Here is a 14,570-nt window from a genome sequence, read left to right as displayed (position 1 = left end):
TTACCCGCCAGTTCTCTTTGGTGATCCCGCAGATGGCTTTGGCGATCAGGCTTTTACCTGAACCGGATTCGCCCACCAACCCGCGAATTTCCCCTTCGCTCAGCGTCATACTCACGCGGTCAACGGCTTTTACGGCACCGTCTGGAGTCAGAAATTCAATCGTCAGATTACGGATATCAAGTAATGGCATAGGGAGTCGTCGCCTCTTATTCCGTTTCTGCGCCGAGCGCACGGCGGATGCCGTCGCCCAGCAGATTGACGATTAACACGCTCAGCGCGATAGCCGCGCCGGGCAGCATCACGGTCCAGGGCGCGGCATACACCAGTTCCAGCGAGTTGCCGAGCAGGGCGCCCCATTCGGTGGTTGGCAACTGTGCGCCCAAATCGAGAAAGCCCAGCGCGGCGATATCCAGAATCGCAATCGACAACGCGCGGGTAAATTCGGAAACCAACAGTGCTGCGATGTTTGGCAGCACGACGTACCACACCAGATAGAACGTGGAAGCCCCATCAAGACGCGCGGCGATCACGTATTCTTTATCCATTTCATCGTGTACGGCGTTGTAGATGGTGCGCACCATGCGCGGCAACAGTGCCAACCAGACGGCGAGCATCGCATGTTCGAGCTTCGGGCCAATAAAAGCAATGATCACAATAGCCAGCAACAACGACGGAATCGACAGCAGCGTATCCAGAATATGATTGAGCATCGCAGAGCGCAGCCCGCGCGTGACGCCAGCAAAGACCCCTAACACGATGCCGCACAGCGCCGCGGCATAGGTGACGATGAGCGACGCGCCGACAGTCGGTGCCGCTCCGCTCAGCAGTCGACTTAACTGATCACGCCCTAAATCGTCGGTGCCAAGAAAGAACGAGACTTCGCCATAGTGAGACCAGGAAGGAGGCAGCAGTTGATAGCCCAAAAATTGCTGATCAACTTCATAAGGTGCGAGAAATTTGCCGAACAGGCACAGGCCGATCAGGATCAGAAAACCGAACAGTCCGATCATGGCCAGCATATCCTGATGGAATGCCCGCCAGGTATCGCCCAACCGGCTTGGCAACCGCTTTTCGCTATAGACGTTATCGTAGGGCATACCATTCCTTATGTTTCAACGGATTTGCCATAGCGCCCCAGATATCAGACAGGATATTGACCGTGATGACCATCGCGCCGACCACCATGACGCCCGCAGAAATTGCGGCGAAATCCTGCTGGCGAATGGCGTTCACCAACCAGCGACCGATACCCGGCCAGTTAAAAACCACTTCGGTAATCATCGTCAGCGTCAGCATGGTGGAAAATTGTAATCCCAGTTTGGGAATAATCGGCGGCAGCGCGTTGTGAATCAGATGGCGACGAATGATCGTAAAGCGTGATAGCCCGCGGGTTGCGGCTGCTTTAATGTAATTTTTACTGATAATCTCTGTCGTGCTGAGGCGCATCAGACGGACCACTTCGGTCGTCGGCCCAACGGCCAGCACGGTAATCGGCAGAATCAGATGGCGGATGGCGCTGACGATCATTTCACCACGATGGGGCGAATCGGACAGCCAGGCGTCAATCAAGGCAAAGCCGGTCACGGTTTTCACCTGATAGAGCAGGTCGAAACGGCCTGAAACGGGTAACCAGCCGAGATGCAGTGAGAAGAAGAGCGTCAACAGCAGCGCCAGCCAGAACACCGGAAGAGAAAAGCCGATGAGCGCCAGCGTGCTGATCACGATATCCGCCCCGCGATTCTGCATCACGCCCGCCGTAATCCCCAGTGGAATACCAACCAGCAGCGAGAGTGCAAACGCCAGCAGACAAAGCTCGATCGTGGCTGGGAACACTTCTTTCAGCAGTTCGCTGATGGCCTGCCCGTTAATGCTGGAGCGACCGAAATCCCCCTGAAACAGGCTGGAGAGGTAAAAGTGATAGGCATCAAACAGCGCCGCGCCATTGAGCGGCGCATTGGGTGTGTAATAGCTCAGGCTAAAGCCAACCAGCGTCAGTAGTGACAGTGTCACCATGAGCAATACCAGACGTCGCAAGGTAAAAATAATCACGGCTGTGCTTCCTCCACGGTTTCCGATGCAGAGGGCTTCTGCTGCGCCTGTTGAGTTTCGCGGAATACACCTGCGAACGAGGCATTGCCGAACGGACTCAATACTAACCCTTTCATGTCGTAGCGGTAGGCCAGCAGCCGCAACGACGACGCCAGCGGGAGAACGGGTAACTGCTCTGCCAGAATACGCTGTGCCTGCTGATAATAGTCAATTCGCTTGGAAAGCTGCTGTGATGAAAGTGCGTTTTGCAGCACTTCATCAAAGGTGGGATCGCACCAGTGCGCGTAGTTGCTCTGGGAACGAATCGCCGCACAGCTTAGCAATGGCCGGAAAAAACTGTCCGGGTCATTACTGTCCGTTGCCCAGCCTGCCAGCGTTAAATCGTGACTGAGTTCCATCAGGCGTGCTTCCTGAAAGCGGCCTTCCACCGGAACGATGGTCACAGTGACGCCAATCTGCGCCAGATCGGCCTGTATCAACTCAGCCGTTTTCAGTGGGCTGGGGTTGTAGGACTGCGAGGCGCTGGGGACCCACAGGCGCAGGTTGAGAGTAGTCTGCCCCAGTTCCTGCAAGATTTGCCGCGCCTTCTGCGGATTATATTCGGTTACTTGTGATTGATTGTCGTACGCCCATGAGGCGCGGGGCAGAATAGACGCCGCCGTTTCCGCGGTGCCGTAATAGATTGACTGCATCAGCCTGTCGTTATTGATCGCCAGCGCGATGGCTTCCCGCACACGGCGATCGTCCAGCGGCGGTTTACGCACATTGAAGGCCAGATAGGCGACGTTCATACCGGGGCGCAGCGACAGGCGCAGGCGCGGGTCGTTACGCAGGATCGTCAACTGGCTGGCGGCTGGATAGGCGAGCACATCACATTCGCCGGTCAGCAGCTTGGATAAGCGCCCCGTACCACCGGAACCGAGATCGATAACCACCTGCGCCATGCGCGGTAAGCCGCGCCAATAGTTGGCGCTACGCGTCAGCCGGATATATTGCCCGTTGCGGTATTCATTGAGCATATAAGGGCCAGTGCCGACCGGTTCGCGATCCAGCCGTTCCTTTTTATCTTCTTGCTCCAGACGTTGCGCATATTCCGCAGACAGAATCGGCGCGTAATGCGTGGCAAGATGCCACAGGAAAGAGGCATCCGGGCTATTAAGGCGGATCTCAACGCTATACTCGCCTATTTTACGAATACTTTGCACGGAATCGGCGAATTGCAGGCTGTCGAAATAGGGATAGTCGCCGCCGTTGACATCATGATACGGGTGCTTTTCGTCTAGCATGCGCTGGAAGCTGAATATCACATCGTCAGCGTTCATATTGCGGGTGGGGCTGAACCAGGCTGTGTGCTGAAATGGCACATCATGGCGCAGGTAGAAACGATATGTCGAACCGTTATCCAGCACTTCCCAGCGCTGTGCCAGCTCCGGCATCAGGCGATAAGTATAGGGATCGACATCGAGCAGGCGGTCGTAAAGCTGCGCCGCCAGTGTATCAATGGTGACCCCGCTGCGTGCCATCTGCGGATTAAAGGTGTTCAGGACATCATTGACGCAATAGACAAAACCGCTCTGGTGAATATTTTCCAGCGGAACAGGTGGCGTTGCCACAGACGGTGGAGCGGCCAGTGCAGGCAATGCCAAACAGGTGAATGCCAGTGCGAAACAGGTTTTTCCGAACATACGGGATTTTTCAGTCAATACGGGTATACACAGAGTGTATCGCACTCTTGGCATCCTCCCCACTCTTGTTGTGTGCGTCTGGCGACTTTCCAACCGCTTGAGGCATCAGATGTGTCAGTGGCGGGGGGATTAGCAGAAATAATCGGATTCTGAACGGCATTTTTGCTGCGGATGACGATGACAGGAACCCTATAATTAGCATGGAAATGAGAAAAATTCTCAACAAAGTGCTTTACAGATGATACTGATAACTATTATCATCATTTTCGCACTTCAGCAGTAGCTTCTCGCAGGCACTGAAGGAGAGCACGACATTGCTCACATTGCTTCCAGTATTATTTTAGCCAGCCGTTGTGCTGGCTTTTTTTTTGCCTGCTATATATGTCCTCGCCATATGCTTATTCTGCTTTCTATTTATTTATAAATAATTAATAAAATCAATATGATTGAGATATTTCCTAAATTATTTTCGGGAGCGGAAATCTCCCTTATCATTCCTATACCCACGATCATGGGGGTTCACAATGGAGATAAGGAATATGTGGAAGAAAAGGAATCAAACCGTCAGGAAATTGACGTTAGGTCTGGTAACCGCGGCACTGGGTATGTCGCTCAGTTTCTCAGCATTCTCCGCCACGCCGGTGGAAACGCATGGCCAACTGTCGATTGATAACGGTCAACTGGTGGATGAACAGGGAAAAAGAGTGCAACTGCGCGGGATGAGTTCGCACGGTTTGCAGTGGTTTGGTGATTTTGTCAACAAGGACTCGATGAAATGGCTGCGTGACGACTGGGGAATTAACGTCTTCCGGGTCGCTATGTATACGTCGTCTGACGGCTATATTTCCAATCCCTCCCTTGCCAATAAGGTAAAAGAGGCCGTTGCGGCGGCGCAAAGCCTTGGCGTCTACATCATCATCGACTGGCACATCTTGTCGGATAACGATCCCAATATTTATAAAGCACAGGCAAAAACCTTCTTTGCCGAAATGGCTGGTCTGTATGGCAACTCGCCGAATGTGATTTATGAAATCGCTAATGAGCCGAACGGCGGGGTGACATGGAACGGACAGATTCGTCCTTATGCGCTGGACGTGACGGAGACTATCCGTAGTCAAGATCCTGACAATATCATTATCGTCGGCACCGGCACCTGGAGTCAGGATATCCATGATGCGGCGGATAACCCACTGCCCGATCCGAACACCCTGTATGCGCTGCATTTTTATGCCGGTACGCACGGACAGTTCCTGCGCGATCGCATTGATTATGCCCAAAGCCGCGGGGCTGCGATTTTTGTCAGCGAGTGGGGGACGAGTGATGCCTCCGGTGGGGGCGGGCCATTCCTGCCAGAATCGCAGACCTGGATCGATTTCCTGAACAATCGTGGCGTAAGCTGGGTGAACTGGTCGCTGACTGATAAGTCAGAGGCGTCAGCGGCGCTGGCTCCAGGGGCGAGCAAATCAGGCGGTTGGACGGAGCAAAATCTGTCTGCATCAGGAAAATTTGTCCGAGAGCAGATTCGCGCCGGCGCGGATTTGAGCGGTGACGATACGCCAACGACGCCGACAGAACCGACGAATCCCGGTAGCGGCACCACCGGTGACATCGTGCTGCAATACCGTAACGTAGATAATAATCCTTCCGATGATGCGATCCGCATGGCCTTCAACATCAAAAATACCGGAAATACGCCGATTGCACTGCGCGATCTGCAAGTGCGTTACTACTTCCATGATGATGGTAAACCTGGCGCGAACCTTTTTGTTGACTGGGCGAACGTGGGTGCTCAGAACATCGTGACCAGCACGGGGACGCCAGCCGCCAGCACCGATAGAGCGAATCGCTATGTATTGGTGACATTCGGTAGCGGCGCTGGCTCTCTTCAACCGGGGGCGGAAACGGGGGAGGTGCAGGTGCGTATGCACGCCGGTGACTGGAGCAACGTGAATGAAGCGAATGACTACTCATACGGCGCGAATGTTACAAGCTACACCAACTGGGATAAGATCAGCGTGCATGACAAAGGCACGCTGGTATGGGGCGCGGAGCCGTAATAGCACACGGTTAACGTATTGATCCCTTTACTCTGCGGGCGTTAATTCGCCCGCTTTTTCTTTTCAGACGTTATTCGTTCACCGCAATATCGTGTTTCTTCAGCAGTCCACGCAACTGGTGATAGGTTAATCCCAGCAGTTCCGCCGCTTTACGCTGGTTAAATTTTGCCTGATTCAAAGCTCGCTCGATCAAGCTTTTCTCTTGTCCCAACAGCCACGGCTTCATTTCCAGCGGTAAATCCGGCTGACCCAATACCGCCTGTGGTTTTTCCTCAACGGCAGTCGTCCGGCTGAAGGGATTCAGAATGATATTATCAAGCGCCTGTTCGCTGTCGCCGTGGCGATACACTGAGCGCTCCACCACATTTTTTAGCTCACGAATATTGCCCGGCCAGCCGTAATTCAGCAGCGCCTCGCGTGCGGCGGGCGTAAAACCGGGAAACAGCGGCAAATGTAATTCGCGGCACATCTGAATCGCAAAGTGATCCGCCAGCAACATAATGTCCTGCTGACGTTCGCGCAGTGGTGGGAGCTGCACAACGTCAAAAGCCAGCCTGTCGAGCAAATCGGCACGGAATTTACCGCTGGCGGCCAGCGCGGGGAGATCGTCATTGGTCGCGCACACCAGCCGTACATCGACCTGTAGCTGATCCCGACCACCGACGCGTTCCAACATGCCGTATTCGATCACCCGCAGTAGTTTTTCCTGCACCAGCATCGGTGCGGTGGCGAGTTCATCTAAAAACAGCGTGCCGCCGTCGGCGCGCTCGAAACGCCCAAGATGACGTTTCTGCGCCCCGGTAAACGCCCCCGCTTCGTGACCAAATAGTTCGGAATCCAGCAGATTTTCGTTGAGCGCCGCACAGTTGAGAGAAACGAACGGCCCTTGCCAACGTGGGGAAAGGTAATGCAGGCGGCTGGCGATCAACTCTTTACCAGTGCCGCGTTCGCCGATCACCAGTACGGGCTTATTCAACTGCGCCAGTTGCGACACCTGTTCCAGTACCTCCAAAAAACTGTTGGCCTCGCCCAGTAGATTCTCTTTTTCCTGAAGCATGATGTTTTACCGTGTGATTTTTACTAACTATTAGTGTATTTGACTAATTTAACCAAAAGGGAAAAATAGTCAAAAATATCTATTCTTTAATTTTCAGTTAGTTAAATAAAATTAAATATTGGCATGCTTATTGATATACCTATAGTGAGATCGCGGCTGGCCTGGCTAGCCACGGTGATAAATCAGGCGTAATCAGACGCTGGAAATTATGAAGAGGATGTAATTATGGGTATTTTTTCTCGTTTTGCCGACATCGTGAACGCCAACATCAATGCATTGCTGGATAAAGCTGAAGATCCGCAAAAATTGGTGCGACTAATGATTCAGGAAATGGAAGATACGCTGGTTGAAGTGCGTTCAACCTCGGCGCGGGCGCTGGCAGAAAAGAAACAGATTGCCCGTCGTATTGAACAAGCACATGGTCAGCAAGAGCAGTGGCAGGAAAAAGCCGAACTGGCGCTGCGCAAAGATAAAGACGATCTGGCTCGTGCGGCACTGATTGAGAAGCAAAAACTGACCGACCTGATTGCACTGTTGCAGCAGGAAGCCGCAAGCGTGGATGAAACGCTGGAGCGTATGAAGCGTGAAATCGGCGAGTTGGAAAACAAATTAAGCGAAACGCGCGCTCGCCAGCAGGCGCTAACGCTGCGTCATCAGGCTGCGGCATCGTCGCGTGATGTGCGCCGCCAGTTGGATAGCGGTAAACTGGATGAAGCGATGGCGCGTTTCGATCAGTTCGAACGCCGTATCGATACCATGGAAGCAGAAGCTGAAAGCCACGGCCTGGGGAAACCAAAATCGCTGGATCAGCAGTTTGCCGAGCTGAAAGCAGACGATGAAATCAGTGCGCAGTTGGCGGCACTCAAAGCTAAAGTTAAGCCAGCAGAGTAATAAAGCGTAAACGTCATCGCACGGGCTGTCGTTGGAAGACGGCAGCCACGATAAGGCGTGTGAATAATAACTAAGGAGACACAATGAGTGCGTTGTTTCTTGCCATTCCGCTGACCATTTTCATGTTGTTTGTGGCGCCGATATGGCTTTGGCTACATTACAGTCAGCGTAAAAACAGTGCTCAACTAGGACAAAACGATATGCAACGTCTGACACGCTTAACGGAAGAGTCCAGCCGTATGCGCGAGCGTATCAGAGCACTGGAAGATATTCTGGATGCAGAACACCCGGACTGGAGAAAATCGTAATGAAAAATACATGGTCAGGTAAAACGCTATACCGGCTACCGGAAGAGGGCATGCTGAAAGGCGTTTGTGCGGGGTTAGCGCGTTATTTTGACGTACCAGTGAAACTCGTTCGGCTGATTGCCGTGTTGTCGATATTTTTCGGCCTGTTCTTTTTCACCATCGTGGCTTACATCATTCTGACCTTTATGCTCGATCCGGCTCCGGCGGGAATGGGATTTGAGGATGAAAAAATGAGCCGAACGCCCAGCCAACTGCTGAATGAGGCCGACGCGACATTGCAGGCCAGCGAACAACGCTTGCGTAACATTGAACGCTATGTCACCTCGGATACGTTTGGCGTTCAGAACCGCTTTCGTCACCTATAATTTGTCCTCGATTGTGACATTCATCAGTGATAGCCACCGCAGACATTATTCATCAGCTTGAGCGTGGATAATGTCTGCACTGCTTTTTTCTCCGCAATCAATGCGGTAGCCTGAATGCGCATTTTCAACGGGTTGTATTTTCAACTACATATGCATTTTCAACGACATGCATTTTCAACTACAGGAGTGATGGATCATTCAATGAGTCGATTACAAAACGAAATTCACTCACTGGTCAATCGCAGCGTGGATCGCCACCTGCGCCTTGCCGTCACCGGGTTGAGCCGCAGTGGCAAAACCGCGTTTATCACCGCATTCGTTAATCAATTATTAAACACCCACAGCGGCGCACATTTGCCGATGTTTTCCCCCGTACGCGAAGAGCGTTTGCTTGGCGTGAAACGCGTACCGCAGCGCGATCTCGGCGTGCCGCGCTTTGCCTATGATGAAGGGATGGCGGCGCTGTATGGTTCGCCGCCGGACTGGCCGACACCGACGCGTGGCGTGAGTGAGATTCGTCTGGCGTTACGCTATCGCTCCAAAGATTCGCTGTTGCGCCACTTTAAAGACACCTCGACGCTTTATCTGGAAATTGTCGATTATCCCGGCGAGTGGCTGCTGGATTTACCGCTGCTGGAGCAAACCTATTTGAGTTGGTCACAGCAGATGAGCGGATTGCTACAAGGGGGACGTACCGAATGGGCGAAACCGTGGCTGGCGCTGTGTGAGAAAATCGATCCGCTGGCCCCGGCGGATGAAAACCAGCTTGCCGAGGTTGCGCTGGCTTATACCGACTATCTGCATCGCTGCAAGCAGGAAGGACTGCACTTTATTCAGCCGGGGCGGTTTGTGCTACCGGGCGATCTGGCAGGTGCGCCCGTGCTGCAATTCTTCCCCTGGCCGAATGTGAATCATATCGGTGAAGCCAAACTGGCGCAGGCGGATGAGAAAACCAATATTGGTATGCTGCGTAAGCGTTTTGATTATTACTGTCAGTCGGTCGTCAAAGGATTTTATAAAGATCACTTCGTGCGCTTCGACCGACAGATTGTGCTGGTTGACTGTCTGCAACCGTTGAATAGCGGTATCCATGCGTTTAACGATATGCGACTGGCGCTGACCCAACTGATGCAAAGTTTTCACTACGGGAAACGCACGCTGTTTCGACGTTTGTTCTCTCCCTGCATCGATAAACTGATGTTTGCCGCGAGTAAAGCGGATCACATTACCGCCGATCAGCACGCTAACCTGGTGTCTTTGCTTCAGCAACTGGTGCAAGAGGCGTGGCAGAACGCCGCGTTTGAAGGCATTGATATGCGCTGTGAAGGCATTGCGTCAATTCAGTCAACGCAGAGCGGGGTGGTCGAGCATCAGGGGCAAAAAATTCCGGCGCTGAAAGGACATCGGCTCAGTGACGGCCAGCCGCTGACGGTCTACCCCGGTGAGGTGCCTGCACGGTTGCCGGGGGCGGCATTCTGGCAAACGCAGGGCTTCCATTTTGATCAATTTCGTCCTCGTGAAATGACGGTAGACACGCCGTTGCCACACATCCGCTTGGATACGGTCATGGACTTTCTGCTAAAGGATAAATTGCGATGAACGAGCCATTAAAACCACGCGTCACGTTCGACGATGTTTCACCCCAGGAACCGCAGCCACAGTTGCGTGCCGGGTTGGCGTTTGATGAGCAGAACGGCACGCCATTTTCCCCCATCAGCCGCGAAGAAGAAGTGCCGGAAGAAGGCGTCGCGGAAGAGGCGATCAGTGCGGCACTGCGCCCGAAGCGTAGTCTGTGGCGACGTATGGTGATGGCGGGAATAGGGCTATTCGGCGTCAGCGCACTGGCGCAGGGCGTGCAGTCGCTACACAACGCCTGGGTACAACAGGATTGGATCGCGCTGGGCGGCATCACTGCGGGTAGCCTGATTGTGGCGGCGGGCGTCGGTTCACTGGCCGTCGAATGGCGACGCCTTTATCGCCTACGGGAACGTGCGCAAGCGCGCGATGTGGCGCGCGATCTGCTGCATAGTCACGGTGTCGGGCATGGGCGTGACTTCTGTGAAAAACTGGCGCGACAGGCGGGGTTGGATAGCGGCCATCCGGCGATACAACGCTGGCAGGCCTCACTCCACGAAACCCACAACGATCGTGAAGTACTGGAACTTTATGCACGTTTGGTTCAGCCGGTACTGGACACGCAGGCGCGACGCGAAATCAGCCGCTCGGCGGCGGAATCGACCTTGATGATCGCTGTCAGCCCGCTGGCGCTAGTGGATATGGCATTTATCGCCTGGCGTAATCTACGCCTGATTAATCGTATTGCCGCGCTGTACGGCATCGAACTCGGCTATTTCAGCCGTATTCGTCTGTTCCGTCTGGTATTGGTCAATATCGCGTTTGCTGGCGCATCGGAACTGGTACGGGAAATTGGTATGGACTGGATGTCGCAGGATCTTGCGGCGCGGCTATCGACTCGCGCCGCACAGGGTATTGGTGCCGGGCTGCTGACGGCCCGCCTCGGTATTAAAGCGATGGAACTGTGCCGCCCGCTGCCGTGGCTGGATGATAAACCGCGCCTCGGTGATTTCCGCCGCGAGTTGATCGGACAGGTGAAAGAAACGTTGCAAAAGGGACGCTAAGGGGGCGGCAGTATGCGCCGTCGTGTTCGGCAGGAAATGCAGACCGTATTCTGTGAGTGCCACGATGACCGTATTGTGCGTAAGAGCAAAACGCCTCATTTCTCTGTAACAGGGCGTTTTTATGATTCTCGGTAAAAAATTGACGCAGAAAAAATGTACAGGTGTGTCAACTTTTGCTGCCACTTTACTTCATCCGATGCACATGAAAGGGTATTATCAGGAGCAATAGCCATATCGTGTCTCTTGAAGAAGGTAGCCGTTGATGCATCTGGAAGTAATTTGTGAAGACCGCATTGGTATGGTCCGTGAACTATTGGATCTGCTGGCGTCACGCAATATTGATTTACGCGGCATCGAAATTGCGCCCATTGGCCGTATTTATCTCAATTTCGCCACCCTCGGTTTTGATGATTTCCGTCTGCTAATGACGGAAATCCGCCGTATTGAAAGTGTTAGCGATGTGCGTACCGTGGCGTTCATGCCATCTGAACGCGAGCATCGCGCGTTGAACGCATTGCTGGAATCGATGCCTGAGCCTGTATTTTCGCTGGATATGAAAGGGAAGCCTGAATTGTTTAACCCCGCTGCGCTGGCGTTGTTTGAACAATCGGCAGAGACTATCAGCGAACTGACGATTGCCAGCATGGTCCCCGGCTTCAATTTTGCCAGTTGGCTGGAGAAGAGCCATTCCGTTGTGGCGGAACGCGTGGTGATTCGCGGTCAGGATTTCTTACTGGAAATGACGCCAGTTCGTCTGGAAGATGATGATGGTAACGTGGCAACGACGGGCGCGTTGGTGATGCTGAAATCGGCGGCGCGCATGGGCCGACAGTTACAGAACCTTGCCGTGAACGATGAAAATGAATTCGATCACATCGTTGCCGTTAGCCCGAAAATGCGTCAGGTCGTTGAACAGGCTCGCAAGCTGGCGATGCTGGACGCGCCGCTGTTGATCGTGGGCGATACGGGAACGGGCAAAGATATGCTGGCGCGTGCCTGTCACCTGCGCGGGCCGCGTGGCAAGAATCCTTTTCTGGCGCTGAATTGTGCGGCACTGCCTGATGATGTGATGGAAAGTGAACTGTTCGGTCATGCGCCCGGTGCGTATCTTAATGCGCAGGAAGGCAAAAAAGGGTTCTTTGAACAGGCGAATGGTGGTTCGGTTCTGTTAGATGAAGTCGGTGAAATGTCGGCACAGATGCAGACGAAACTGCTGCGTTTCCTGAATGACGGAACATTCCGCCGCGTGGGTGAAGATCATGAAGTGCATGTCGATGTGCGGGTGATTTGCGCAACCAAGAAGAACCTGCTGGAACTGGTACAACGCGGTGAGTTCCGCGAGGATCTTTATTATCGCCTCAATGTCCTGACGCTGATGCTACCGCCACTGCGCGAGCGTCCGGCTGACATTATGCCGTTGGCTGAACTTTTCGTAGCACGCTTTGCCGACGAACAAGGGATTGCGCGTCCTACATTGGCCGCAGACGTGGAACATTTTCTGCCACAGTACGGCTGGCCGGGTAACGTTCGGCAGTTAAGAAATGCCATTTATCGGGCGCTGACCCAGTTGGAAGGGAACGAATTGCATATGCAGGACATCGAACTCCCTGCCTTTTCGATAGATGCTCCGCAAGATGAAACGCTGCTTGATGGCTCGTTGGACGATATCAACAAACGTTTTGAGCGCTCTGTGCTGACCCGCCTTTATCAATCCTATCCAAGCACGCGTAAGCTGGCAAAAAGGCTGGGAGTATCGCACACGGCGATAGCCAACAAACTGCGAGAGTATGGACTCAGCCAGCGCAAGGCGGCGGGGGATGACGACGAGTGAATAACAAAACGGCTGCTCGCACAGCCGTCAGACTGATAGCAACGTCCTGATTTCCTTGTCAGGACTTTGATCTGATTCGCGAAGGGATGACGTGATAGTTTGATACCATTGACATGGATTCATTAAAAAAAAGGCAGGAGCCGTAATGTGACTTTGTATGATATCAAACCTAAGTTTCAGAATTTGCTTCGACCCACTGTTGTCAGACTTCATGCCATGGGGGCGACGGCAAACCAGATTACGCTGCTGGCAATGCTGGCATCGGTACTGCTCGGCGGAGTACTGATGTGTTTTCCTGAGCCGTTTTTCTTTCTCTCTCTACCAATCTTTTTATTTTTCCGTATGGCGCTGAATGCCATAGACGGCATGTTAGCCCGGGAATTTAACCAGCAATCCAGACTTGGTGCCATTCTTAATGAAGTCGGCGATATCATCGCTGATGCTGCGCTTTACCTCGCGTTTGCTTTTTTGACAGGGGTTTCGCCGTGGCTGGTTGTCCTGGTGGTGTTGCTGGCGTGGCTGACGGAATTTTGCGGTGTCATTACTCAGGTACTGACGGGCAGCCGAAATTACCTTGGCCCGATGGGTAAGAGCGATCGGGCTTTTGTGCTGGGGGCTTTAGGCTTATTTATTGCACTTTGGCCGCAATATATTGGTGCTGTCAATATTGTGTTTGGTGCCTCGGCAGTGTTACTGGTATGGACCGCTATCAACCGTTGCCGCAGCGCGTTGGAGGTCAAAAATGCCTGATTCTCTGCGCACTTTGTATTATTGCCTTGGCGGGATCTTCAGCATTTTAGTGCTGGCAACCGTAATTATCTTTGTTTTAAAAAAATGCCGCCCAGAGCGTGACTGGCTGGAGCTTCAGCAGCGGATTAACAGTTGGTGGGTGATTATTGGCCTGTTTTCGCTGGCGATGCTGTTGCCAAAAGGACTGGCGCTGACGTTCTTCGGGTTTATCAGTTTTCTGTCATTGAAGGAGTATCTGACGCTGGCACCAACCCGCCGTTCCGATAGCATTCCGTTGCTGTGGATGTATGCGGCGATCCCGCTGCAATATCTCTGGGTGGGGATGTCGTGGTACGGGATGTTTATTATCTTCATTCCTATTTATGTCTTTTTATTCCTGCCTGCCCGGATGGTTCTTGTTGGCGATACTAAAGGATTCTTACACTCTGCATCGGTTATGCACTGGGGCATGATGACGACGGTTTTCGCCTTAAGCCATGTTGCGTTTCTGATGACGTTGCCAGGTGTTGATACCAAAGCAGGCGCATTGCTGGTTATTTTCCTGGTGGCGGCTACCGAGCTTAACGATATTTCGCAATATCTGTGGGGGAAATCGCTGGGGAAAATCAAGGTTACGCCGAAAGTCAGCCCGAATAAAACGCTGGCCGGATTATTAGGTGGTGCATTGACCACCACGCTGCTGGCAGCGCTTTTCGGCCCGCTACTGACCCCGATGAACTGGATCTATTCGCTGGGGGCGGGGGTGATTATTGGGCTGAGTGGATTCTGTGGCGATGTGGTGATGTCGGCGATTAAACGCGATTTTGGCGTGAAAGACTCTGGGAGATTATTGCCGGGGCATGGCGGTATTCTTGACCGGCTGGATTCACTCATTTACACCGCGCCGTTGTTTTTCCACTTCTATTACTATTTCTACTTGTAAATGATAAGGCACGCCG

The 14,570-nt window shown here is 53.0% G+C and carries 14 protein-coding genes; 9 read left to right on the top strand and 5 right to left on the bottom strand.

The features are described 5' to 3' along the window. The 4 genes from OI69_RS13475 to sapA form a co-directional block, all read right to left on the bottom strand. The coding region (locus OI69_RS13475; protein WP_039351390.1) for an ATP-binding cassette domain-containing protein at positions 1 to 190 on the bottom strand (190 nt) is incomplete at its 3' end. A 16-nt stretch (positions 191 to 206) separates the two neighbouring features. Further along, positions 207 to 1,097 (bottom strand): putrescine export ABC transporter permease SapC, encoded by an 891-nt coding sequence (sapC, locus tag OI69_RS13470; protein WP_039351386.1) that lies wholly within the window; start codon positions 1,095 to 1,097, stop codon positions 207 to 209. Beyond that, complete coding sequence (gene sapB, locus OI69_RS13465; protein WP_039351383.1) at positions 1,084 to 2,049, bottom strand: putrescine export ABC transporter permease SapB; 966 nt, start codon at positions 2,047 to 2,049, stop codon at positions 1,084 to 1,086. The genes sapC and sapB overlap by 14 nt, the downstream gene beginning before the upstream one ends. Then, positions 2,046 to 3,734 carry an ABC transporter substrate-binding protein SapA gene (sapA, locus tag OI69_RS13460; protein ID WP_039351380.1) on the bottom strand — a complete coding sequence of 563 codons (1,689 nt, stop codon included), beginning with the start codon at positions 3,732 to 3,734 and terminating at the stop codon, positions 2,046 to 2,048. The genes sapB and sapA overlap by 4 nt, the downstream gene beginning before the upstream one ends. A 539-nt stretch (positions 3,735 to 4,273) precedes the next feature. Between sapA and OI69_RS13455 the strand changes: the two genes are divergently transcribed. Beyond that, positions 4,274 to 5,791: a cellulase family glycosylhydrolase gene (locus OI69_RS13455; protein ID WP_039351378.1), complete on the top strand. Its 1,518-nt coding sequence runs from the start codon at positions 4,274 to 4,276 to the stop codon at positions 5,789 to 5,791. A gap of 70 nt (positions 5,792 to 5,861) precedes the next feature. On the opposite strand, the gene pspF is transcribed toward OI69_RS13455, so the two are convergent. Further along, positions 5,862 to 6,848, bottom strand: coding sequence for a phage shock protein operon transcriptional activator (gene pspF, locus OI69_RS13450; RefSeq protein WP_039351376.1), 987 nt, complete (start codon positions 6,846 to 6,848; stop codon positions 5,862 to 5,864). A gap of 225 nt (positions 6,849 to 7,073) precedes the next feature. Between pspF and pspA the strand changes: the two genes are divergently transcribed. The 8 genes from pspA to OI69_RS13410 all read left to right on the top strand — a co-directional run bounded on the left by pspA (position 7,074) and on the right by OI69_RS13410 (position 14,554). Further along, positions 7,074 to 7,739, top strand: coding sequence for a phage shock protein PspA (pspA, locus tag OI69_RS13445; protein WP_039351372.1), 666 nt, complete (start codon positions 7,074 to 7,076; stop codon positions 7,737 to 7,739). An 83-nt stretch (positions 7,740 to 7,822) separates the two neighbouring features. Further along, positions 7,823 to 8,047 carry an envelope stress response membrane protein PspB gene (gene pspB / locus OI69_RS13440; RefSeq protein WP_011093546.1) on the top strand — a complete coding sequence of 75 codons (225 nt, stop codon included), beginning with the start codon at positions 7,823 to 7,825 and terminating at the stop codon, positions 8,045 to 8,047. After that, positions 8,047 to 8,412 (top strand): envelope stress response membrane protein PspC, encoded by a 366-nt coding sequence (gene pspC, locus OI69_RS13435; protein WP_039351369.1) that lies wholly within the window; start codon positions 8,047 to 8,049, stop codon positions 8,410 to 8,412. Before pspB ends, pspC begins: the two co-directional genes overlap by 1 nt. A 201-nt stretch (positions 8,413 to 8,613) precedes the next feature. Next, the gene (locus OI69_RS13430) at positions 8,614 to 10,011 is read left to right on the top strand and encodes a YcjX family GTP-binding protein (protein ID WP_039351366.1); all 1,398 of its coding nucleotides are present in this window, start codon (positions 8,614 to 8,616) and stop codon (positions 10,009 to 10,011) included. Next, positions 10,008 to 11,051, top strand: a complete 1,044-nt coding sequence (locus OI69_RS13425) for a YcjF family protein (RefSeq protein WP_039351362.1) — start codon at positions 10,008 to 10,010, stop codon at positions 11,049 to 11,051. Before OI69_RS13430 ends, OI69_RS13425 begins: the two co-directional genes overlap by 4 nt. A gap of 262 nt (positions 11,052 to 11,313) precedes the next feature. Continuing rightward, on the top strand, positions 11,314 to 12,882 hold the full coding sequence (gene tyrR / locus OI69_RS13420; protein ID WP_039351359.1) for a transcriptional regulator TyrR: 1,569 nt from the start codon (positions 11,314 to 11,316) through the stop codon (positions 12,880 to 12,882). A gap of 147 nt (positions 12,883 to 13,029) precedes the next feature. Continuing rightward, on the top strand, positions 13,030 to 13,632 hold the full coding sequence (locus OI69_RS13415; protein WP_039351356.1) for a CDP-alcohol phosphatidyltransferase family protein: 603 nt from the start codon (positions 13,030 to 13,032) through the stop codon (positions 13,630 to 13,632). Then, positions 13,625 to 14,554: a phosphatidate cytidylyltransferase gene (locus OI69_RS13410; protein ID WP_039351353.1), complete on the top strand. Its 930-nt coding sequence runs from the start codon at positions 13,625 to 13,627 to the stop codon at positions 14,552 to 14,554. Before OI69_RS13415 ends, OI69_RS13410 begins: the two co-directional genes overlap by 8 nt. Positions 14,555 to 14,570: the final 16 nt, after the last annotated feature.

The organism is Pectobacterium fontis (genome assembly GCF_000803215.1).
Classification (GTDB): domain Bacteria; phylum Pseudomonadota; class Gammaproteobacteria; order Enterobacterales; family Enterobacteriaceae; genus Pectobacterium; species Pectobacterium fontis.
The sequence above is the reverse complement of the archived record's forward strand: the minus strand, read 5'-3'. Positions and strand labels throughout refer to the sequence as shown.